The following is a 21,642-nucleotide window of genomic DNA, read 5'->3' as shown; positions in this document are numbered from 1 at the left end:
TGACAAAATATATTATACAATTAAAAGTTTTTGAGGGATATATTGAATTTTAAAATATGCAAAAATTCATATTAATATATTTTTCCGTATTAATATTATGTTGTTTTGCTTGTGAATATATATAAGTAGTCAAGTCAACACAAATAATAAAAAGACAGCTATCCATAGATAGCTGTCTTTTTATTGAATCCAATTTAATTATTTTGAAAATCTAGCATACCCCAAGAAATGCTTCTGAGTGTATGGACTGTTTATCTTACTTTTAATTACACCTGTTGTCGTATCCGCTGCATGGATATATTCGCCATTTCCTAAATATATTCCTAAATGAGAAGGACCTTGCTTATATGTATTCTGTAAGAATACTAAATCCCCTGGTTGAGGATCACTTATTTTTGTAACCATTCCCCAGTATCCTGCAACACTTGTTCTCACAATGTTATATCCATTATTTTTAAATACGTAATAAATAAAGCCACTACAATCAAATCCATTTGGTCCTGTCCCAGCTTCAACATACGGCTTTCCAAGTTGTTTTAAAGCTAAATCAATTACTCCAGAAGAACCAGAATCTGTTTGGTTTAGGTTCATCCACTTGTCGCCTTCCCATGTTTTAATCTTCAACCATCCACTAGTTGTCCCATCTATTACTCTAAAATTCTGCGGACTATATAATGCTCCAGCGTTTGCTTTGCCTGAACTAAATGAAGGCTCGTTATACGCATAGAATGATTTTTCTATGAACCTTTCTTCTCCATCTAGATTCAGCCATTTCTCGCCTTCCCATGTTTTAACCTTTAACCATCCATTAGGTGTCCCATCCACAACTCTAAAATTCTGCGGATTATATAATGCTCCAGCGTTTGCTTTTCCTGCATTAAATGAAGCTTCGTTATACGCATAGAATGCTTTGTTTATGAATCTTTCTTCTCCATCTGGATTGATCCACTTATAACCTTCATAAGTACTTACCTTCATCCAGCCATTTTCTTTTTTTTCTACTACTCCCCAATTTTGTGGGTTAAATGGTGCTCCATAATTTGCTTTCTGTGCATTAAATGAAGGCTCATTATATGCATAAATCGTTTTGTTGACGGTAATTTGTTCAGCCGCAGGATTCATCCATTTTTCGCCTTCCCACGTCTTAAATTTAAGCCAACCATCTGTTGTTCCATCTACTATTCTAAATGTTTGTCGCCCGTACTTCGCTCCAGCATTCGCAACCTTTGATGAGAGAGAAGGTTCATCATATGCATAGAAATCTCCCATGACACGTTCTTCCCCATTCAAGTTAATCCAAACTGGACCTTCCCATGTTTCAATCTTCCACCAGCCATTATCTCTTTTTTCCATGACTCCTACATTTTGAGCACCATACTCTGATCCGCCATTTGTTTTAGCTGAATTAAAAGATGGTTCTTTATACCCATAGAATGATTGATTCACGTATTCTGAACTATTAGCAGCGTGAGTTACCATACTGAATGTCGAGATAGATAGAATAAAAAACAATAAGATTCCTATACTTTTCTTAAACATAAAAATATCCTCCCTTTTATTTTGTCTAATATATAATTTTCGAAGCAAAGAATAGATATATCCTATTTCATTATTTTAATTCTCACTTTTTTACGTCCCCATTCACGTGCTTGCTTTTCTGTAGGAAACAGAACATCAATTTTATTGCCTTTAATAGCCCCACCTGTATCTCCAGCAATTGCATCACCGTATCCTTCAACCCAAACTTTCGTTCCTAGTTTAATAACTTTAGGATCAACTGCAATTAACTTGATGTTAGGATTTTTTCCTATGTCTATTCCAGACGCCGTAATCCTTTCATTTGGTGGACTACCTTCTACACTATATGCAGTAGCTTCCACGTAGAATTCTACGCCTGTATCTTCCGCATTTAAATTCATCCACTTGTCGCCTTCCCATGTTTTAATCTTCAACCACCCACTAGTTGTCCCATCTACAACTCTAAAATTCTGCGGACTATATAATGCTCCAGCGTTTGCTTTGCCTGAGCTAAATGAAGGCTCGTTATACGCATAGAATGATTTGTTTATGAATCTTTCTTCTCCATCTAGATTCAGCCATTTCTCGCCTTCCCATGTTTTAACCTTCAACCATCCACTAGGTGTTCCATCCACAACTCTAAAATTTTGTGGACTATATAATGCTCCAGCGTTTGCTTTTCCTGCATTAAATGAAGCTTCGTTATACGCATAGAATGATTTGTTTATGAACCTTTCTTCTCCATCTGGATTGATCCACTTATAACCTTCATAAGTACTTACTTTCATCCAGCCATTTTCTTTTTTTTCTACTACTCCCCAATTTTGCGGGTTAAATGGTGCTTCATAATTTGCTTTCTGTGCATTAAATGAAGGTTCATTATACGCATAGATTGTTTTGTTGACAATAATTTGTTCAGCCGTAGGATTCATCCACTTGTCGCCTTCCCACGTCTTAAATTTTAGCCAACCATCTGTTGTTCCATCTACTATTCTAAATGTTTGTCGCCCGTACTTCGCTCCAGCATTCGCAACCTTTGATGAGAAAGAAGGTTCATCATATGCATAGAAATCTCCCATGACACGTTCTTCCCCATTTAAGTTAATCCAAACTGGACCTTCCCATGTTTCAATCTTCCACCAACCATTATCTCTTTTTTCCACGACTCCTACATTTTGAGCACCATACTCTGATCCGCCATTTGTTTTAACTGAATTAAAAGATGGCTCCTTATACCCATAGAATGATTGATTCACATATTCTGAACTACTAGCAGCGTGAGTTACTATACTAAATGTAGAAATAGATAAAATGAAAATTAATAGCAATGATACGCCTTTTTTAAACATATAAACTTTTCACCTCTTCCTTTTTTTAACAGTATATTACCATAAGTACATTAACATAAATTTCTTTATTTATCTATAATTTACCATATTAATTGGTAAACAATTTAGATTATTATATTTCTTTTAAACCCTCTCTATTCAAGGCATAATTGGGTTCAATGTAATATGAAATACAAGATATGCAATATTGCATATCTTGTATTTTTTATATTAAATTATTAATCTATTCCTTTCTTATACAAAAGTATCTAATTTTTGCTAGTTTCTCTTCTTTTTAAAATAACTATTTAGAGATAGTTTTATTAAATTTTTCACTACTAGCCACAAAAATATCTTATAATCTTTATATAATAAATTAATGTATTAGGGGTAGATAAAATGCCAGTTACACTCGAACTTATTCTTTTCATTCTTATAGCAATTAGTGCTGTTGGCTATTTAATAAAAGAATTTCAAAAAACTAGGAAACGAACACTTGGAATTTCACTAGAATTTTTAGTTCTTTTCTGGTCAATATGGAGAATATCAACTATCATAATCTAATTTATAAAACATGAATTCCTTCGAATGAAGTGAAACTCTAATCAGCGGGGTTATAGGACAAATTTACCAGTATTTTTACCACAACATCCATGTTAAAATCCCTTGTGAGTACGACATAACTCGACCTTATGAAGTTCCGCAGCTTTTATCGCGGAGCTTTTTTTATTTAAAATAACTATTTTGTTCACTTTTTTGATACATTTACGAAACATTCATATGTTACGTTATATAAGTCCTTTTTTAAATCTTATTCATTCTAGCAAAAAGTCCTAGTCCCCCTAGGGCTTTTTGCATTCAAACAATGAGTTGTATTTTTTCTCAATAACCGAAACTACTTAAGGTGGTAAAATAATAATTGGACTGGCATCCAATACCATATTACAATGGAGCAAATCGCAAGAAGGCACCTTAGGGTGTCTTTTTTATAGAGAATCGGTTTAAAAACTACAAATAAAAGAACCTCAATAAATGAGGTTCAAAAAATCTACTATTTTAAATTACCTTCGTAAAAAGCAACTCCATTTTGAACATGTTTTAAGTACCACGTAATCGTCCCGCCACAAACATTTTCATTAAAACTATTAGCATATACTCCATTTGAGTAATAAAGAGTTCTTTTGAATTTACCATTAGAATACTCATAAGGAATTGAGCATGTGGCTTGCTTCGGAGAGCTCACAGCTTTTTGTGTATCAGCTGAAGCTGCACCAATTCCTCCTGTTAATGCAATACCTGTTGCTAACGCTCCTACTACTAATTTCTTGAACATAATAAATCCCCCTTTAATAGTTTTTATAGATTACAACTTAAATGTATCACTTTTATAATTTATGTAAATATCTTGAATATGTAGAAATATTTATTTAATTATTGGTAATATTGGAATTTCATTTTATCAAATGGAAAATAGAGGAATTGGAAAGGCATGTGAAAATACAGCTAGGTTTATATTAAATGAAAGTGGTTCAAGTCGGCGGAAGGCACCTTAGGGTGTCTTTTTTGTACATAAAAAAATCTCACCATCTTATAGAAACGATAAGCCCTTTAAAACAATAATTGCAACTATATTAATTTTACATTACATTAAGGTTAGAGAATGTTCTTATTTTAATAAAGTGCTAAATAGTAGGTGGAAAAATGGAATTTAACGATTTGGGTATTACCATTAAAGAACTTAGAATCAAAAAAAATATATCACAATCCGAATTATGTCATGGAATATGTTCACAAAGTCAAATTAGCAAGATTGAAAAAGGTATGATTTATCCATCTAGTATATTGTTATATCAATTATCAGAAAGACTTGGTATTGACCCAAATAATATATTTGCACTAACTCAAAACAAAAGATTAAAATATGTAGAAAATGTAAAATACGTAATAAAAGATTGCTTAAAGCAAAAACAATATAAAGAACTTTATGAAATAGTAAAAAAAGAGAAAAACTTAAATAATTTTCAAACAAAAGATGAGAAACAATTTCTAATGTGGCATGAAGCAATTGCTGTATTTATGGTGGATAAATCAATAAAAACTGCTTTAGATTTTTTAAATCATGCATTAAAACTGACTTTAACTAATTCTGATTTTTTATCAGAAAGAGAAATAGATATTATGCAAACAATGGCTATATTTTATGCAGAAAATAAAGAATATGAAAAAAGTATTAATATATTCAAAAGATGTTTAACTAATTTTAATAAATTAGATTTTCCTAGAGATAAAGAAATTAAATTAAAACTCATGTTAAATTTAGCAAAATGTTTCGACTTCACATATCAATATGAAGAGGCAATAAAGTACATTGATAAGGGTATCAAATTAGCAATTAATCTACATACTTTATACCTACTAGGTGAACTATTCTATTTAAAAGGTCAGTGTTTATTAAAAATGAAACAACATAATGTAGAAGATGTTATTTATAACTGGAAAAAAGCATTATTTATATTTGAACTAACAGAAAAAGAATATTATACAAAAGTGATACCAGATGAACTTATTGAATTACAAAATAAAAAACACTCATAATTTCATAAAAACTACTTACAAATCCTATAGAAAAAATCCTTATAGCTTTTAAACTTAGATCGATAATATTAAAATAATTTAAGCCGGCGGAAGGCACCTTTAGGTGTCTTTTTTTTATTTTTACAAGGACCTGCTCAATTAATTCTTAAAAACATAATAGGGAATATTGTTTTATTTATCTCATTTTCATTCATGCTATATATAAAATTCGTTAATAAACCCACCTCAAATACTAGTTCCTTTTATAAGCCGTTTTTTTGATGTAGATGACATTATTCTCAATACAATAGAATGAATTATTGGAACATACTTAGCAATATATATCAAAAAAACATAAAAAAAAACCCTTCACCTTAAGGTAGAAGGGATCTTCAAATTTCCGTAAAGATAACCCAAAGCGTATGTGCACCTGCATCTGGATATCCTAAACTTCTTTCGCCAACTACCGCTCCTCTACCGAACAATCTTTCACCGATAGATTGTATGCCGTGAAGTGCTACTTGTAACATTTCAATTCAGATATACGACAGTAAAGAATACATCATTACAGTGTCAGCAAGAAAAAGTGTATTCTGCATTTCTGAAAACAGTAGATGGCAGATTATGACCTACTGAATCTGCTAAGAAAGAATATACAAGAACATCCTTAACATCCTCTCTATTTCCACTAATGATGACATCAAGGAAATCTTCTACTTGAAATTCTGGAGTAAACAACACAATCTTAGTTGTTCTATTTGGTTCTAAAGAAACAAAAGTACGAGAGATTTCAACTAATTCATTTTGAGTTGGGAAAAAAGTGTTTCGACTTCTCTTAACAGTTACCGTTACATTACTAGTATGGCAACGTGAATCATTGTTTAACATAATGTTGAGAGCAGTTGGAATAATCCCATTTTCAGAGACTGGAACTCGAAACACTCCAGTAGATTTATGAGCCATATAATCACATCCTTTCAAAATAAAATATATTTACAATATATTAGATGCAAAAAACGTTCATTTTGATATGGACAAATTACATGATTAATATATCTATAATAACCCTCGGTATTACTAAGCCAATGTTTTAAAAGATTAACAAATATCGCGAGAACCAATCAAATGTATATTAAAAGTAAAAAGAATAAGTTGTCTAAAAGACCCCCTATTTTGAGCCAATAATGAGACATTATGTTAATCTTATATGTATAGCTGCACAAAATTGAGAAACTTAAGGAGACAGATAAATTTTATGAGAAAATTATCTATATTACTTACTTTCATTCTAGTATTAGTCAGTGTTACGGCTGCTTGCACACAAGATAAAACAGATAGTGCCGTTGAAAATGGTCCAATAGAAGAACCAACCGCAAAAAATGAAAATGAAGAATTAATAAATTTTGAAGAAAAAGAAGATATGAGCCGCTTGGAACAAGGTATTTTATTAGTTGGTGAGAGTGTTAAGGGAGGCTATTACTTGACCGCTGTTCAAAGTGCCTATTTAAATGCTAGCAACGATTCCGTCATTGTTAATGTCTCTGTAAAAAATGTACGAGGTCAAACGATTGGACTATCAGAATTAAAATATAACTTAAAAGATGAAAAAGATGGAAAGATTTATAAAGGAAAGGTGCTTGATCAAAACCCTTCTGATATACAAGTTAAACCAAATGAAACGGTAGAATTGAAAATAGCTTTTGAAGTACCACGTACCGCAGATGAATATATGTTTTATATTGAAAGCTCTTTAGACCCTCTACAAACATACTGGAAAATTGATAAGCTGCAATCACAAACAAACTAAGTCTAAAATAAGCAAAAAACAATGAAAAATTTAATATATATACAAATGAATACTATATAAACGTAAGACCATCGATTTAATGAATCGTTGGTCTTTTTCAAAAAATGCCCCATTAAAAACTAAGAAATAAAAAAGAACTAATCTCGAGAAGAGATTAGCTCAATATATCCAAAGCTATTATGGTACATAGTTTTATGAGCAAACGTTATATAATGTTGTATGGGATACATAACCTGTCATCCCTTTATATGTAACTTTTAACCACTGTTTAGAATTACTGTAATGACCTTGAACATATTCACCAGTTACCCATGTTCCAGTAATTTTCGTACCATCATTAAATGTATGTAAGACAGGTGAATCGACAGTATAACCACTGCGCATCTTTGCACCATATACACCTACCGTACCTCCCTTTGCACAAGCTGCTACTACATTTTGATTTTCAGTAGCATTCGTAGCCGCGAAAGCAGAGCCGTTAAATGTAAATAAAGTAAATATAAAAGCTGTTAGTACTGTACAAATAGATAAACGACGTAACAAAATAAATTCCCCCTTTTTTTATAATTTACTTCTTCACAAATGATTATCTTAAATATTCTAACTATTTTCAATATATTAATGTTGAGAAATATTAGTTGTATTTTTGAAATAAGATTTTATCAAAAATAGTAACAAACTCATATTTTACTGAGAAAGAACCGAAAGAAGTCTTCTACATATCAACTATATAAAAATCCCTCCACCTTAAGGCAGAGGGACTTTCCAATTCCTATTTCAAACTACCCGCAATCTCCGTAAAGATAACCCCAAGTGCATGTGCACCTGCATCTGGATATCCTAAGCTTCTTTCGCCAACTGTACCAGCGCGGCCCATGCGAGCTACGATTTCTTTCGTGTACTCTGCTCCTTTGACCGCTGCTTCTGCTCCTTTTTCAAAGGCAGTTTTTACGTCTACTTCGTTTGAGGCGCTATCTAACCAAGAATCTACACATGGAGCAAGTGCGTCAACAAGTGTTTTGTCACCAACTACTGCTCCTCTGCCGAATGATCTTTCACCGATCGATTGGATGCCTTGCAATGCTGCTTGCAGCATTTCAGCGAATTCTTTCACTGTTAACTCACGCTTCTCGCCTGCTGCTTTACTAGCTGCGCGGAATGCTCCGCCCCAAATTGGACCAGAAGCGCCGCCGCAATGTTCCATAATAATCATCGAACAACCGTCAAGGAATGATCCGATCGTTACGTTCTCTTGATCTACAATCGAATGCCACTCACGTTTTAATTGCTTAAATCCTTTTGCTACACTCATTCCGAAGTCGCCGTCACCAGCATGCGTATCTAGCTCACAGAACGGTACTTCATTTTTAATAATAATATCGCTCATTTTATCAACGAGATAAATCATGTTGTTTAATGTGATAACATTATTTTTTATCACAGCGTGTTCTTCCGCCGTTTCTAGTTCAAATGAAACTTCCTTCTCTTCTGTCTCTTCAAGTACATTTACGTACTCTACACTTTCAACTGGACCGTCTACTTTAAACGCTGGTGTATTACATTCTTTTGATAGTAATGTTTTTAGCTCTTCATCTAACTTCATTACCGTTAAAGACATACCAGCCATATCGATACTCGTCATATAGTTGCCGACGAATACTCTATTAATTTTAATGTTTCTAGCAGCTAATTCTCGCGTCACTGCATTGTTAAATAAGTAAAGTTCCTGCAGTGGTGTTCCGCCAAAACCGTTAACTAGAAGTGCGATTTCCTCGCCATCTTTTACTCCTAAATCTTTCATTAAATCATTTGTCATACGGTTAGCTAGTTCATCTGCTGACAGCATTTTTTCACGCTTAATTCCTGGTTCGCCGTGAATACCTACGCCGTATTCCATTTCATCTTCCGCAAGTGTGAAAGTAGGTGATCCGCTCGCTGGAACTGTACAAGACGTTAACGCTAAACCGATTGTGCGCACGTTAGCCGCTGCTTTTTCTGCTACAGCTTTCACCGCTCCTAAATCCATACCTTCTTCCGCTGCTGCGCCGGCAATTTTATGAACTAAAATAACTCCCGCAACGCCGCGGCGTCCTACTGTATATAGGCTATCTTCTACCGCAATATCATCGTCCACCTTTACGTAGTCGACTTCAATTCCATCTTCCGTCGCTAAATGCGCACCGTTTTTGAAATTCATAATATCGCCGCTATAATTTTTAATAATTAATAACGTACCTTTTTTACTAGCTGTCTCTTTAATCGCTTGGTATACCTGAATTTGTGAAGGTGACGCAAACACATCTCCGCACACTGCCGCATCTAACATTCCTTTTCCGACTAATCCTGCATGTGCCGGCTCATGACCACTACCGCCGCCACTAATTAACGTTACTTTGTTTTCGTTCATTTCTTTCTTCTTGATGACTTTATATTTTTTCAAAAGCTCAAGCTCTGGATGAGCCATAACCATTCCGTTGCACATTTCCATTACTAATGTTTCTGGTTTGTTTATAATCTTTTTCATTGTAGTTCTCCCTCAATTCCTTTAATATATTGTGATATATTTGAAATCTTCTTCTTACTAACCATGTTAAAATGAAAGCGTTTTATAGTAAACGGACAAAATGGACAATCTGTCTAAAGACACCGCTCTCATTTATAGATAGGATTTTTATATTACTAACATTCTAGGGATGATTCAGATGACCTCTTCTATAATTTCTAAAAAGATAATCGCAAACTCATTGAAGTATTTAATGGAAACAGAGTCGTTTCATAAAATATCAGTGAGCGATATTATGTTACACTGTCAAATGCGTAGGCAAACTTTTTATTATCATTTTAAAGATAAATTTGAACTATTAAGCTGGATTTATAGAGAAGAAACGAAAGAAAATATTATAGACTTTCTCGATTATGAAAAATGGGAAAACATTTTCGATTTATTATTTGATTACTTTTATGAAAATCAAAAATTTTACCGAAATGCTTTTAAAGTCATTGAGCAAAACTCGTTTAATCACTATTTATTTGAGCATACGAAAAACTTATATATGAAGATTATTGATGAATTATCTGTGAGCTGTGGATTCAGCCTTTCTGATGAGACAAAAAATACGATTGCCTCCTTTTATAGTCACGGCTTCGTTGGAACGATAAAAGATTGGATTGAAAGTAAGTGCGAAGTAGATCCATCCGTTATGTCTTCTCTTATGAAAAATATGATAAACAATCAATTACTACTATTACTTGAGCAATCAGCAAAGTAATTAAAGGGTGGCAAAAGCAATGAAAAAGATTATGAATGATGTACAAAATATCGTTCAAGATATGCTGCACGGCTTTTATTTTGAACATAACGACAAAGTAAATTACGACGAAACAAATAACATCATTTATGTAAAAAATATCGAAAAACTGGAGCAAGACGTCGCTATTATAAGCGGCGGTGGTAGCGGACATGAACCTGCTGATATTGGTTATGTAGGAAAAGGTATGCTTACAGCGGCAGTAAACGGCAATATTTTCACTCCGCCTACAGTGGAACAAATTGTAGCGGCAACTCGCCTTATGCCAAAAGATAAAAGTATACTATTCATCATTAAAAACTTTAAAGATGACGTTGAGAACTTTCTTGCGGCTGAGCAGATCGCTAAAGAAGAAGGAAGAAAAATTGACCATATTATCGTAAATGACGACGTTTCAATTGAAGATGATGCTTCTTTTAATAAAAGAAGACGCGGCGTAGCTGGTACTGTTTTCGTTCAAAAAATACTTGGTGTGGCCGCTCTTGAAGGCCATTCTCTAGAAGAACTAACAACACTTGGCCGCTCTATCACTGAAAACTTACACACATTAGGAGTTGCCCTTTCCCCTGTCAACGATCCAGTAAAAGGAAAAGCTTCATTCACATTAAATGACGATGAAGTGTTTTATGGCGTCGGCATCCATGGCGAAAAAGGTTACCGTAAAGAAGCACTATCCTCTTCTGAAATATTAGCGATCGAACTAATGAACAAACTAAAAAGCATTTATCGCTGGAGAAAAGGAGACAACTTCGCTATCCTCATTAATGGACTCGGCGCAACTCCATTAATGGAACAATACATTTTCGCAAACGACATTCGCCGTTTGTGTGAACTTGAAGGATTGCAAGTGGCATTCGTAAAGGTTGGTACACTGTTAACTTCTTTAGATATGAAGGGTGTTTCGCTTAGTTTGCTTAAGGTAGAGGATTTGGATTGGGTGAAGTGGTTGAAGGCGGATGTTAGAGTGGGTAATTGGTAAGTAAAAATTATGATGATAAAAGCCTTTAACTATAACAAGTTAAAGGCTTTTTGCAAATTGAAATATCGCTCGAGCGTTCAAAAGAAATTCGTAATTACCTCACTGAATGATTACAGGTCTTCCAAATAAAGCTGGATGATAAATTAACATCGCCCCTACAAATGAACACACTAAACAAAAAATAGCCTCGTATTTTATAACTAGAGAAGAGTTTGTATCCAGCTTTTTTTCCTCTCTTTTATATATCATTTTAAATAATGCTTTATATAATACATACCCAATAATCGCCCCGAGGGTGTTCGTAAATACATCATCAATATCTGTAATTCTATTATTTAGTAATTGATTTAACTCAATTGCCAGTGAAAAAAAGAATCCTGCACATACGGTGTTTTTCATTTTTCTAAACTGCGGCCAAATAGTCGGTAATAAAAAACCTAATGGCATAAACAGTACAATATTTAAAAGATACGTCGTACTACCTGCCGTATCAAATAGAGTCAAGTTGATTTGATTTACACGAATCCACGTTTCATATCTACTTATATCCCATACAGTCGCGATTTGCGTCACCTTATACACTAGCGAAAGATAGAACAGAAAAACATACACCCACAAAAAATGCAGAATAGATATAGTTCTTTTCGCTTTAAAATAAAATTCAATTTGAAACACAACACAAAACATAATAGTAAAAAAATAAGTATACAAATAACTCATCAAAACTCCTCTATGCATGTGGAATCCCCTAACTTTACATTTTCACCTATTATTTAGAACATAGTTTAAGAATCGGTACTTTGTTCATATATTTAATCTTCTACTTTGTCTTCGAACATAGGGAATATATTAAAAATAAAAAATCCCCACTTCTTCATTTTCAGTCTCCTCCTTGATGTAACTTGTTTATAGGATAGGAGAAACTTTTAAAATAAAGAGTAGGGTAAATATAAAATTTTTCTTAAATCTTATGTTGGGTTTTATTATTACTAATCCGCTATTCGTTGTTAGGCAACAGTATGCTTAAACTTAGTTTTCACTTTACTCCTTCTCATCCCTCATACTGTAATACCCCAAATTAATAATAACCAAGAAATACCCACTCATAATTCCAGCAGCAAATGTCCACATGAATTCATGGTGTTCAATTTCATACATAATAATTGCGCCGAGAATTGCGGCTGCGAACCGGTTCATCATTCCGAGCATCGGTGCTTTTTCTTTTTTTACAATGCTATCTCCGAACTTTTCAATACGTCTTCCTAAAATCCAGGCGCAGTACATACTTACTAAAAGGCCAATGCTTATCCCTACGAACTGTGCTGAAAAAGGTGTCACAAGCCATCCCAATAACATTACGCCTAGCAAACAATACATTTGTATGTTAAACGATTTTAGTGCCATACGAATCATGTTATTCTCCTTTATCTTTCTCATTGTAATTCCGTATCATCAATCCAATCTTCCAGGCTTCAAGCTTTCAGCTATATCTTTTTTAAAATGAGGGAATTTGATTTTGCTCACCATTAAATAAGCGAGTACGCATGTACCAAACGCCACAGAAACTGGATTCTTTAAAAAACATAAAATGAGGAGACACATTGCCGCGAATGGAATAGGCATGCCGATAAAGGTTGGGAGTTTGCTTTGCTGCGTGTTAAATCTCGCAAGCCGAAGCATTCCGCAAATACTATAAGCAAGCGCACATATCATCCCGATAGACTGCAAATCTTTTAACGCGACACTATATGCAAGAATAGACGGTGCCACACCAAAAGTAACTAAATCCGCAAATGAGTCCAACTCTCCACCAATTTCCGAAACAGAATCAAGTTTCCGAGCGACCATACCATCTAAAAAGTCAAACAACATACCCGTAATAATAAAAACTGCTCCCAAATAAATATCGTGAACGAAAACAGCGTAAATAGCTAAAAGTCCACATACAAAATTTGCTATCGTAATCATATTTGGTATGTAACTCATAACACGCTTCTCCTCCTTTCTACTAATTGCTTCATCTACGTTCTTACTCATTACAATTAAGATCCTTCTGTTTTTCTTCCAATATCACTTTATTTATTCTCGTTAACGTCTCGGTCATTTGCTCAAGGGCATTTATATCGATTTTAGAAAAATATTTCTCAATTAATACATCATCTAACTCAGACAACCGCTCTATATACTTACTACCGTTTGGACCAAGTGTAAGAAAATACTCCCGTTTATTATTAGGGTTTACTTGTTTTGAAATCATCTTCTGTTTCTCCAATTTAGATAAAACTTGGCTAACGGCACTTTTGGATACATTAAAGGTAGTCGCAATGTGATTTGCTGTCGTGTTTTCATTTAAATTAATATGAAATAGCATGCTCTCTTGCTGTCCTGTAAGACCGAACTCATCTTTTAACTCCTGGAATAGTAAAATGTAGAATTCATTATAAGCTCGGTTCATTTCATTAATTACTTCTTTATACGTTCTAGTCATAGCGTTATTCCTCCATGCTTTTATTTCGTTTTGTTTAATAGTTAAGTTCACTTAACTTAACTATAGTATACCGTTATGTTCGTGTAAAGGGAAATATAACGCTACACTTTACTCACAGTGATACAAAAAAGAAGACACTCTTCTAAAACAAGTTAAGTCCCTTCTTCCTCACTGCTTCCTTCATCCAAATACCCAATTAATCGTTCTGAATAATCAAAAAGAAAATCAATTAAATTCCATATAGACCCATTACTGGTTAAAATGTTATAATGGAATCACCCTACATAGTTACTCATAGCCAGACTGAGGAACTAGCGTCTTATTAAGTAATGCGCATAACTAAAATAAAAAAGACACTTTACGGTGTCTTTTTTATTTATATTCATTGCAATTATCTCTTTTATAAACAAACTCTATCAAACAGTAAAGGAGACTAACAGATGGAACATCCTGTTGCAAGAGAATTACGTTTTATACGGGTATGTCTTATCATTTTGATTATTGTCATTGCATTCTAGGATCGTGAGAAAACTGTGGAAATTACTGATCACGGTAGCGATCCTATCTTAAACACCAGCAATATGACCCAAGTTGGTGAGAATACATTTGCATACAAAGACGAATCGAATCAAATTAAAATATTTAAGTTTAATCCAGATACAAATGAAATAAAATTAATAAAAGAGTTTTATGCTAACGAATATTAATTACATGAATTAAATAATTCAAATCTGTAGAAGACACTTTAAAGTGTCTTTTCTTTATGAACTACAAAGTATGAGGCCCCAAGTCATTAGCTGCAATTACGACTAAGGCTTTTACTATATAAAAAATAAAACATAGTAAGAATAGAATACTCACTTAAATTATTTTTCACTTCACAAACTACATCCAAAAAGTTGGATAACTTCTTTTACTACTCATATTATTAATGAATAAAGCAATAACTACAATAACAACGGAGCCAATTAAAACTGGTGTTACTAAATAACTCCAACTATTTGCCCCTAAAATTACGATAATCGGATCGGCGCCTGCCGGAGGGTGCGTCGTTCTCGTTAACATCATAACGGCTATTGCCATCCCCACCGCTAAAGCAATTGTCCAATATTCATTCCCAAACAAATGATATATTGATAGACCAATGAAAGTTGAAATCAAATGTCCTCCAATAATATTACGCGGCTGAGATAATGGCGCATTCCAAACTCCAAACGCTAATACACAACTCGCACCAAATGGAGCCATTAATAATTCTGTAGAGGTTATGCTCGTTAAATATGTTAAGGTAAGAATTGTTAAAAATCCCCCTAGTAGTCCCGTTAAAGAGTCCTTTACATTTACTTGTAATGGGCTTCTTCCTTTCCCTTTCATTTTTGTAAAATATCGTACACTTATTGGTTGAGGATCTTTTTGCTTAGTTGCTGTTATATTATTCATCGTTCTCCTCCTTTATTTACCAACCATTATAACTTGGCAATAACTAACCTGTAAATATTAATTTTAGAGGTTAGTTATAGAATACAAAAAAAGAATCAACTATTATAAGTTGATTCTCTAAACTTCCTCAAATTTTCGATCCTGAAATTTTGCTACCTTTTTCCGGTTCCCACATATTTTCATAGAACACCATTTTCGTTTCCCACTCTTATCTATAAATAATAAAACACATTCAGGATTTGAACACCTTTTAAGGAAAATCAGCTTATTTTCTGCTATTAAGGTTAAAGCATCAAATGCAATTAACGATGCGATTACATCCTCGATTTCTCCAACCGGGATAGATACTAGCTGTTGTTCAATGATTTTATATGTAAATGGTGCCTTCTCAATTTGTTTTTCTAAATACGTAATAAAATCATTAGAAATTTTTTGCTGATCAGCAATTGCCTCAAACTGTTTTCTCAGTACTTCTCTTATTTCTAATATACTAGATGTAACTTGATTCATTCGCTTCTGAATTCCTATAAGTGTTTTTTCATTCCAAAAAGGAAGATTAACCTTTATTACATGTAACCATTCTAATACATCTTCATCTGTTATTAATAAATCATAACGTTGTCCACGCCTAACTAGCTCTGTATTTACTAAATCTAATGAGAGATTTCCAGATATAAGCGGGAATTGTTTTTTGTCCTGCATGTACTCATCACCTTCTCTTTAAATAATCATATTCCAAATTAATACAGCAGTGCAACTTTTTTATAAACTAAAAAGTATGAAGATCAAAGCCTTTAGCCATAATTACGACTAAAGGCTTTTTGTATGTAAGTAAATGAAAAAGGAGCTAATTTTATGGAACATAATAAAAATGGAATACTTGCTTTAATTGTTTTATTTGTAGGACTAGCATTTTTTGTCAGTGGAATGGTTTATCATTTATGGGGCTCATTTTAATTTCAAATTTTAGACAGATAAATAATTCGAATCAGAGAAATGCTCATTTTTCCCTTTTCCTTCCAAAATTAATATAATAAGATATAAAATGTAATACATATACAACTATATATAGCACTCATTAAAAGTGCTTCTATTTTGGAAGGAAGAAACAAACGATGAACAAAAAGTTATTAACATCATTATTATGTAGCACATTCTTGTTTGGAGTATCAGCTTGCGGTTCACATGATACATCTGCGAAAAACGAGCAAAAGACTTCTAAAAAAACAGAGAATGACAAACTTAGCAACAAGGATTCGCAAAAAGAACTTCCTACCAATGTAGATTCCTCTGATGTATACATGTCAATGGGATCTGCCGAGTCATTAGATGTTCTAGGGACTGGAGAAGTTAAAGCACAAGGTGTCTTTAAAGTATTAGACATCGCCGTTTATAATCGTAAAGAAGAACCCATTACACTAGATATTAACAACTTTAAATTAATTGATGGATTTGGAAGAGAATATCACATTTCCAATGAATATCAGTCAATACTTAAAGCTGCAAATATCTCCACATTCAAATTTAATATTGTTAATCCTAATGAAAGTTCGGAAGGAAACATTGTATTTGATGTACCGAAAAACACGCAAGGATTAACTTTAAAAATTAATAATGATAAGTTAGATAAAGAACTCCAATTAAAAGTGGAATAGGCCAATAAATACGTCTCCCTTAACATTCTCTACTGACATAAAAAAGTACAGTCTTTTCTACAGCAGACTGTACTTTTTTTATCATTTCACATAACATTCCCTAATTTTTTTGACTAGCTGCTCTCCAATCACGAAAAGATGTTGGGCGTCCAGAAAAAGCTCTTTGCTTTGTAACAGATGGTTTTTCTTCAGGAGTCATTGTTTTTTCTTTAAGAGTCGCTGGTTTTTCTTTAAGCGTCACTGATTTTTCTTCAAGAATAGTCACAGTTGTTTGCATTTTCTCTAACTGTTCTTTCAACAATTGTTGTTCAATCTTTAAATCCGTAAGTAAACGTAAAATCATCTCAGAATTAGCCATAAGATCCTCCTTCCCCCAATACACAGAATAAAATACAATATGTAGAAGACAAAATTCCGGTGACAAAAATAAGATCGTCAACTCTTTTTAACTTCCAAAATCCTTTTATTTTTTTAAGGACCTGCTCCATTCACCCTTAAAAACATAAATTAAATTAAATCCATTAATAAATGGTCTTTATGGAAGGAGGAGTTAATATGGGCTATGGAGGTAGTTGTGGTGGAGGCTGTGGTTTCGGCGGCGGATTTGCCTTACTTGTTGTGCTCTTCATCTTATTAATCATCGTTGGCGCTAGCTGTTGGGGCGGCGGATTCGGCTGCTAAGGAGAGGCACTCTTGAGAGTGTCTTTTTTTTGATATGTGACTCATATACATATTGCTCATAATTTCCGTTCTGGGGATAGTATACAGCATCCCCCTAATTAATAGTTGGTTCAAATCGATATAATTCTTTTAAATATAGGTTAAAACTATATTTCTCAATGAATAAAACAACTTAACATGGTAAAATAATAGTTGGATGGGAGTCCAATATATTATTAAAATTAAGATGGTTCAAGTCGAAGGAAGGCACCTTAGGGTGTCTTTTCTTTATGAAAAATATCTAACTATCAACCTTTTCTTTATGACTTCTAACATCAACAAAGGGTGATACAAACTATTACATATGTTTGTACCACCCTTTATTGATGCGTTTAGACTTCACAGTTGTTGAAGTTGTTGAAGTTTTAGACTTCTCCCTTAGTGTACCCATATTATTAGAACATCCTGTAATCTGTAGACAAAATGTAGCTAATAAAAACAATATTAATAATTTCTTCAATAAATCCTCCTACATGCATAAAACACCATATGTTACAAAACAAACATAACATCAACTCTTTATAAAAACAATATAATCCTCGGTCCTTAAGCTATCTCTTAACATAGGAGTACCGCCACAAATCCATTTTTAAAATATCCCCTACTTAAGGAATTTGTAAGTATCAAGTAAGAAAAACGAGAGCTTTGCTTCGTATAATCAAAATATAAAGTGAAGGAAGAAAGATTATTTTTGGGATTAATATGCATGTGACAAGAGAAGAAAGCTACGTTTTTTTAGAATAATAATATGAGTATGTCTAAGTTTTAGAGATTGCTTGCAAATATTTTGAAGTTTTCGCACCAGAATTCTAATTACCATACCTGTTTTTTACCATCACATATTGGAGGTTAAAACATGAATAAAAAAAAGAAAATACAAAGATCAATACTTACCTTTCCCCTACTCTTTTCTTTAGGCGTTTCATCTTTCCCGCTTACCACAACTATTCACGCAGATACACACGAGGAACAATCTGCTGAAAAGAAACTAGTCTCTTTAACGGAGCTTACATCATTATTTTTTGAATATCTCCAGCAAGGTAAATATGCAGAGGCACTACAGTTGACGTCTACTGCTTTTCAATCCAAGTTTACAGCAACCACATTACAAAACTGGTGGACACAAAGTGGCTGGAGCGGGATAAAAAGCATGGGAACCCCTGTGATAAAAGAACGAAACTTGGTCCATCAGACGGTAGAAATTCCAGCAGCTACCGAAGGAACTACCATACCACTACTCCTTAAATTCACACCTGGCGGGAAAGTAGATGAAATTGGAGAAAGGCCACCCGAGGAATCTTTTACCATCCCCCATCCTAGCTATGATCAACCTAACTCCTATCAAGAACGTGAAATCGTCATTGGAAATTCTACCTATCCGTTACCAGCGACATTAACAGTTCCGAAGCATCAGCGTGGTGAAAAGGTACCCGTCGTTGTTCTTGTGCATGGTGCTGGCATCCATGATCGCGATGCTACCTATTTGGGAACAAAAATCTTACGAGACATTGCGGTGGGCCTTTCATCCAACGGAATTGCAGTGTTGCGCTATGAAAAACGTACCTTAGAACATGCATTAAAGATGAGTGCAGAACCTGTTACATTAGACCGTGATACTACAGATGATGCCATATATGCAGCAAAGTCAGCAGCGCAGCAGGAAGGCATTGATCCAAATAATATTTTCATTCTCGGACATAGCCAAGGAGCTGGCACAATGCCGCGTATACTGAGCAAAGCGCCTTCCTCACTTGTTCGAGGAAGTATCTTACTCGCACCACCTGCACGCCCTTTGACTGACATTGCCATTGATCAGTATCAATACCTTGGGGAGTCAAAGGAAGTAATCGATGAATTAAAAAGACAGGTCGCTTTTATCCAGGATCCTGCTTTCAATCCTGACCATCCTCCAGCTGGCTACAATTTGGGGTCACCTCATTTTATGTATGATGTTTCTAGGTGGCGTCCAGTTGAAGAGGCAAAATCACGAAAAGAGCCTTTACTCATTCTGCAAGGAGCACGTGATTATCAAGTAACAGTAAAAGATGAATATACAAAATGGCAGAAAGGACTTTCAAACCGCGGGAATGTTCAGTTCAAAAAATACCCGAAATTGAATCATTTCTTCACGGAGGGTGACGGGGAATTAAGCCTCCCTAGTGAATATGAAATCCCTGCTAACGTTCCCGAATACGTCATCCAGGACATTATTACATGGGTTAACGAGACAAAAAAATAAGAAAACATCAAAAGCCTTCATGCAATCATCATTGCGTGAAGGCTTTTTGAAACTGGTGATTCAGACATATCTATTATAATTATATTTTTCTACGCACTACATAAAAAACTAAGGACCCCATCATAACAGGTGCAACGAAATAAAAGAAATGTGAAAAAGAAAAAGTAAAAAGAAAAAGAAATGGTATAAGTGTATAGATAAATGCTAGTCCTATAAATAAAAGAATTCCAAATTGAAACTCTCTACATCGTTTAATTTTCCTATATAAGACTTCCCCAAGTAAACAAGCTATAAGAGCTGGTATACTACCATAAGTGACGATAGTTTTTATGAATCCCTGTAAAACGTCCGGGTGAATAAAGCTAGGATTAAAAATATATGAAATTAAGAACCATCCAAAAATAAAAGCAAATAGACTTGCAGCATAACTAACTACAAATTTTATCAAAGTAAGCAACGTAATCATCCCCATAATTTCCTAATATTATCTTCATTGTATCATTATATAAGATAGATAAACTGTGAAATAAATGGAGCATACATGTGAGTTTGACATAACGTCCTATTATTGGAATTGAAATGTGCTTACTTACACATCCAAACTGTTGATGATAGCTAATATTTGATGATCTGTCCATTTGCCATTAATCCTTATATTTTCTTTCGCTATACCTTCTTTTTTAAACCCCACTTTTTCTAATACACGAATAGATGCTATATTATCAAGCATCGCTCCTGCTTCAATTCTATGTAGCTTTAATTCCCTAAAAGCAAAATCTACAACAAGTTGAAGAGCCTCTGTTGTATAGCCCTTTGCATTATGCTCCTTATCCAAAGTAAAACCCGTATAACAGCTTTGGAGGTCTCCCCTAACAATTTGAGTTAATGAAATGTCTCCAATCAGTTTATCATTTTCTCTTAAAAAGATTCCAAAAGGGTATACTTGCCCTTCAGCTGTCTTTTTTAGAGCTTGTTCAAGACGTATTTTTTGATGTTCTTCTGTATAAAAAACTTCTGGGAGCAACGGGCAAACTCGTTGAAAAAATTCGCGATTTCTAATATGTAAGTTAGCTAACTCGTTAGCATCAGCAGTTTTATAAAGCCGAATATAAATGTGCTTCCCTACTAGTTTCATAACATCCCTCCAACATTTTTATATGTCTAATGAGGAAAAAATATACCGTATACTATATACAGTTGGATATTATCAGGAATCATTTTGCACGAAAGAAAAGACACTCCATATGAGTGTCTTTTCCAATAGTTTTTAGCAGAAGCAAGAAGCTCCAACGATGATTAATAAAATGAATAACACAACTAATAAAGCAAAGCCTCCCGAGAAGCCACAACCGCCACAACTACCACCATAACCCATAATAGTTCCTCCTTTAGATAAGAGGGGAAAACTAAGGTTCACTCATGTATTTTAATGGATTCGTTTCATCTTATGTTTTTCCGCATTGATTGAGCAGGTCCTTTCGAAAACTATTCACATATTAACTATATTTTTAAAAATGTATAATTTAACTATATCAATAAATAGATTAATTAATATAATGTATTAATTCTAAAAGAAGGGAGGAATA

General features: G+C 33.8%; 24 protein-coding genes and 1 pseudogene. 8 read left to right on the top strand and 17 right to left on the bottom strand.

Annotated features, from left to right (window positions below):
- Window positions 1-198 precede the first annotated feature (198 nt).
- The 3 genes from NST90_RS04995 to NST90_RS04985 all read right to left on the bottom strand — a co-directional run bounded on the left by NST90_RS04995 (window position 199) and on the right by NST90_RS04985 (window position 4,179).
- Complete coding sequence (locus NST90_RS04995) at window positions 199-1,539, bottom strand: C40 family peptidase (protein ID WP_283748241.1); 1,341 nt, start codon at window positions 1,537-1,539, stop codon at window positions 199-201.
- 62 nt (window positions 1,540-1,601) lie between these two features.
- A complete protein-coding gene (locus NST90_RS04990) occupies window positions 1,602-2,867 on the bottom strand; it encodes a 3D domain-containing protein (protein ID WP_283748242.1) in 1,266 nt (421 codons plus the stop codon).
- A gap of 1,030 nt (window positions 2,868-3,897) precedes the next feature.
- Window positions 3,898-4,179 (bottom strand): LCI fold-containing protein, encoded by a 282-nt coding sequence (locus NST90_RS04985; RefSeq protein ID WP_000473814.1) that lies wholly within the window; start codon window positions 4,177-4,179, stop codon window positions 3,898-3,900.
- Between the two features lie 368 nt (window positions 4,180-4,547).
- On the opposite strand from NST90_RS04985, the gene NST90_RS04980 reads away from it, so the two are divergent.
- A complete protein-coding gene (locus NST90_RS04980; protein WP_000395469.1) occupies window positions 4,548-5,441 on the top strand; it encodes a helix-turn-helix domain-containing protein in 894 nt (297 codons plus the stop codon).
- A gap of 371 nt (window positions 5,442-5,812) precedes the next feature.
- Here the strand turns inward: NST90_RS04980 and NST90_RS04975 are convergent, their stop codons facing one another.
- Both NST90_RS04975 and NST90_RS04970 read right to left on the bottom strand, forming a co-directional pair.
- A complete protein-coding gene (locus NST90_RS04975; RefSeq protein ID WP_000942237.1) occupies window positions 5,813-5,950 on the bottom strand; it encodes a DAK2 domain-containing protein in 138 nt (45 codons plus the stop codon).
- 43 nt (window positions 5,951-5,993) lie between these two features.
- Window positions 5,994-6,383 carry a hypothetical protein gene (locus tag NST90_RS04970; protein ID WP_000940665.1) on the bottom strand — a complete coding sequence of 130 codons (390 nt, stop codon included), beginning with the start codon at window positions 6,381-6,383 and terminating at the stop codon, window positions 5,994-5,996.
- 292 nt (window positions 6,384-6,675) lie between these two features.
- Here NST90_RS04970 and NST90_RS04965 point away from each other — a divergent pair, with 292 nt between their 5' ends.
- The gene (locus tag NST90_RS04965; RefSeq protein ID WP_001228901.1) at window positions 6,676-7,227 is read left to right on the top strand and encodes a DUF4352 domain-containing protein; all 552 of its coding nucleotides are present in this window, start codon (window positions 6,676-6,678) and stop codon (window positions 7,225-7,227) included.
- Between the two features lie 192 nt (window positions 7,228-7,419).
- On the opposite strand, the gene NST90_RS04960 is transcribed toward NST90_RS04965, so the two are convergent.
- Entirely contained in the window at window positions 7,420-7,770 is a 351-nt protein-coding gene (locus NST90_RS04960; RefSeq protein ID WP_000946193.1) for an SH3 domain-containing protein, read from the bottom strand.
- 229 nt (window positions 7,771-7,999) lie between these two features.
- A complete protein-coding gene (dhaK, locus tag NST90_RS04955) occupies window positions 8,000-9,751 on the bottom strand; it encodes a dihydroxyacetone kinase subunit DhaK (protein ID WP_006917963.1) in 1,752 nt (583 codons plus the stop codon).
- A gap of 178 nt (window positions 9,752-9,929) precedes the next feature.
- On the opposite strand from dhaK, the gene dhaS reads away from it, so the two are divergent.
- Together dhaS and dhaQ are read left to right on the top strand one after the other, a co-directional pair.
- On the top strand, window positions 9,930-10,496 hold the full coding sequence (gene dhaS / locus NST90_RS04950; protein WP_000204213.1) for a dihydroxyacetone kinase transcriptional activator DhaS: 567 nt from the start codon (window positions 9,930-9,932) through the stop codon (window positions 10,494-10,496).
- 19 nt (window positions 10,497-10,515) lie between these two features.
- Window positions 10,516-11,514, top strand: a complete 999-nt coding sequence (gene dhaQ / locus NST90_RS04945; protein ID WP_088859419.1) for a DhaKLM operon coactivator DhaQ — start codon at window positions 10,516-10,518, stop codon at window positions 11,512-11,514.
- A 99-nt stretch (window positions 11,515-11,613) separates the two neighbouring features.
- Here the strand turns inward: dhaQ and NST90_RS04940 are convergent, their stop codons facing one another.
- The 4 genes from NST90_RS04940 to NST90_RS04925 form a co-directional block, all read right to left on the bottom strand.
- Complete coding sequence (locus NST90_RS04940; protein ID WP_283748243.1) at window positions 11,614-12,252, bottom strand: VanZ family protein; 639 nt, start codon at window positions 12,250-12,252, stop codon at window positions 11,614-11,616.
- A 303-nt stretch (window positions 12,253-12,555) separates the two neighbouring features.
- The gene (locus NST90_RS04935) at window positions 12,556-12,927 is read right to left on the bottom strand and encodes an ATP synthase subunit I (RefSeq protein ID WP_000620578.1); all 372 of its coding nucleotides are present in this window, start codon (window positions 12,925-12,927) and stop codon (window positions 12,556-12,558) included.
- A 39-nt stretch (window positions 12,928-12,966) separates the two neighbouring features.
- Complete coding sequence (gene pssA, locus NST90_RS04930) at window positions 12,967-13,551, bottom strand: CDP-diacylglycerol--serine O-phosphatidyltransferase (RefSeq protein ID WP_000042263.1); 585 nt, start codon at window positions 13,549-13,551, stop codon at window positions 12,967-12,969.
- Window positions 13,544-14,002, bottom strand: coding sequence for a MarR family winged helix-turn-helix transcriptional regulator (locus NST90_RS04925; RefSeq protein WP_023521311.1), 459 nt, complete (start codon window positions 14,000-14,002; stop codon window positions 13,544-13,546). Before NST90_RS04925 ends, pssA begins: the two co-directional genes overlap by 8 nt.
- A gap of 440 nt (window positions 14,003-14,442) precedes the next feature.
- On the opposite strand from NST90_RS04925, the pseudogene NST90_RS04920 reads away from it, so the two are divergent.
- A pseudogene (locus NST90_RS04920) lies at window positions 14,443-14,709 on the top strand (YmzC family protein).
- Between the two features lie 178 nt (window positions 14,710-14,887).
- Here the strand turns inward: NST90_RS04920 and NST90_RS04915 are convergent.
- Window positions 14,888-15,442 carry an HPP family protein gene (locus NST90_RS04915; RefSeq protein WP_001059994.1) on the bottom strand — a complete coding sequence of 185 codons (555 nt, stop codon included), beginning with the start codon at window positions 15,440-15,442 and terminating at the stop codon, window positions 14,888-14,890.
- Window positions 15,443-15,559: 117 nt separating this feature from the next.
- Window positions 15,560-16,144 carry a CGNR zinc finger domain-containing protein gene (locus NST90_RS04910; protein ID WP_098955350.1) on the bottom strand — a complete coding sequence of 195 codons (585 nt, stop codon included), beginning with the start codon at window positions 16,142-16,144 and terminating at the stop codon, window positions 15,560-15,562.
- 413 nt (window positions 16,145-16,557) lie between these two features.
- On the opposite strand from NST90_RS04910, the gene NST90_RS04905 reads away from it, so the two are divergent.
- Window positions 16,558-17,097 (top strand): DUF4352 domain-containing protein, encoded by a 540-nt coding sequence (locus tag NST90_RS04905; protein ID WP_046392417.1) that lies wholly within the window; start codon window positions 16,558-16,560, stop codon window positions 17,095-17,097.
- A 100-nt stretch (window positions 17,098-17,197) separates the two neighbouring features.
- Here the strand turns inward: NST90_RS04905 and NST90_RS04900 are convergent, their stop codons facing one another.
- Window positions 17,198-17,455 (bottom strand): hypothetical protein, encoded by a 258-nt coding sequence (locus NST90_RS04900; protein ID WP_000013699.1) that lies wholly within the window; start codon window positions 17,453-17,455, stop codon window positions 17,198-17,200.
- Between the two features lie 197 nt (window positions 17,456-17,652).
- Between NST90_RS04900 and NST90_RS04895 the strand changes: the two genes are divergently transcribed.
- Window positions 17,653-17,778, top strand: a complete 126-nt coding sequence (locus NST90_RS04895) for a YjcZ family sporulation protein (protein ID WP_000540377.1) — start codon at window positions 17,653-17,655, stop codon at window positions 17,776-17,778.
- 895 nt (window positions 17,779-18,673) lie between these two features.
- Window positions 18,674-20,056: an alpha/beta fold hydrolase gene (locus NST90_RS04890; RefSeq protein WP_283748244.1), complete on the top strand. Its 1,383-nt coding sequence runs from the start codon at window positions 18,674-18,676 to the stop codon at window positions 20,054-20,056.
- Between the two features lie 79 nt (window positions 20,057-20,135).
- Here NST90_RS04890 and NST90_RS04885 read toward each other — a convergent pair whose 3' ends face one another.
- The 3 genes from NST90_RS04885 to NST90_RS04875 form a co-directional block, all read right to left on the bottom strand.
- A complete protein-coding gene (locus NST90_RS04885; RefSeq protein WP_283748245.1) occupies window positions 20,136-20,522 on the bottom strand; it encodes a hypothetical protein in 387 nt (128 codons plus the stop codon).
- Between the two features lie 123 nt (window positions 20,523-20,645).
- On the bottom strand, window positions 20,646-21,191 hold the full coding sequence (locus NST90_RS04880; RefSeq protein ID WP_000779763.1) for a GNAT family protein: 546 nt from the start codon (window positions 21,189-21,191) through the stop codon (window positions 20,646-20,648).
- 132 nt (window positions 21,192-21,323) lie between these two features.
- Window positions 21,324-21,431 (bottom strand): YjcZ family sporulation protein, encoded by a 108-nt coding sequence (locus NST90_RS04875; RefSeq protein WP_000540375.1) that lies wholly within the window; start codon window positions 21,429-21,431, stop codon window positions 21,324-21,326.
- Between the last annotated feature and the right edge of the window lie 211 nt (window positions 21,432-21,642).

Source organism: Bacillus sp. FSL E2-8900 (genome assembly GCF_037966225.1).
Lineage (GTDB): Bacteria > Bacillota > Bacilli > Bacillales > Bacillaceae_G > Bacillus_A > Bacillus_A cereus.
The sequence above is the reverse complement of the archived record's forward strand: the minus strand, read 5'-3'. Positions and strand labels throughout refer to the sequence as shown.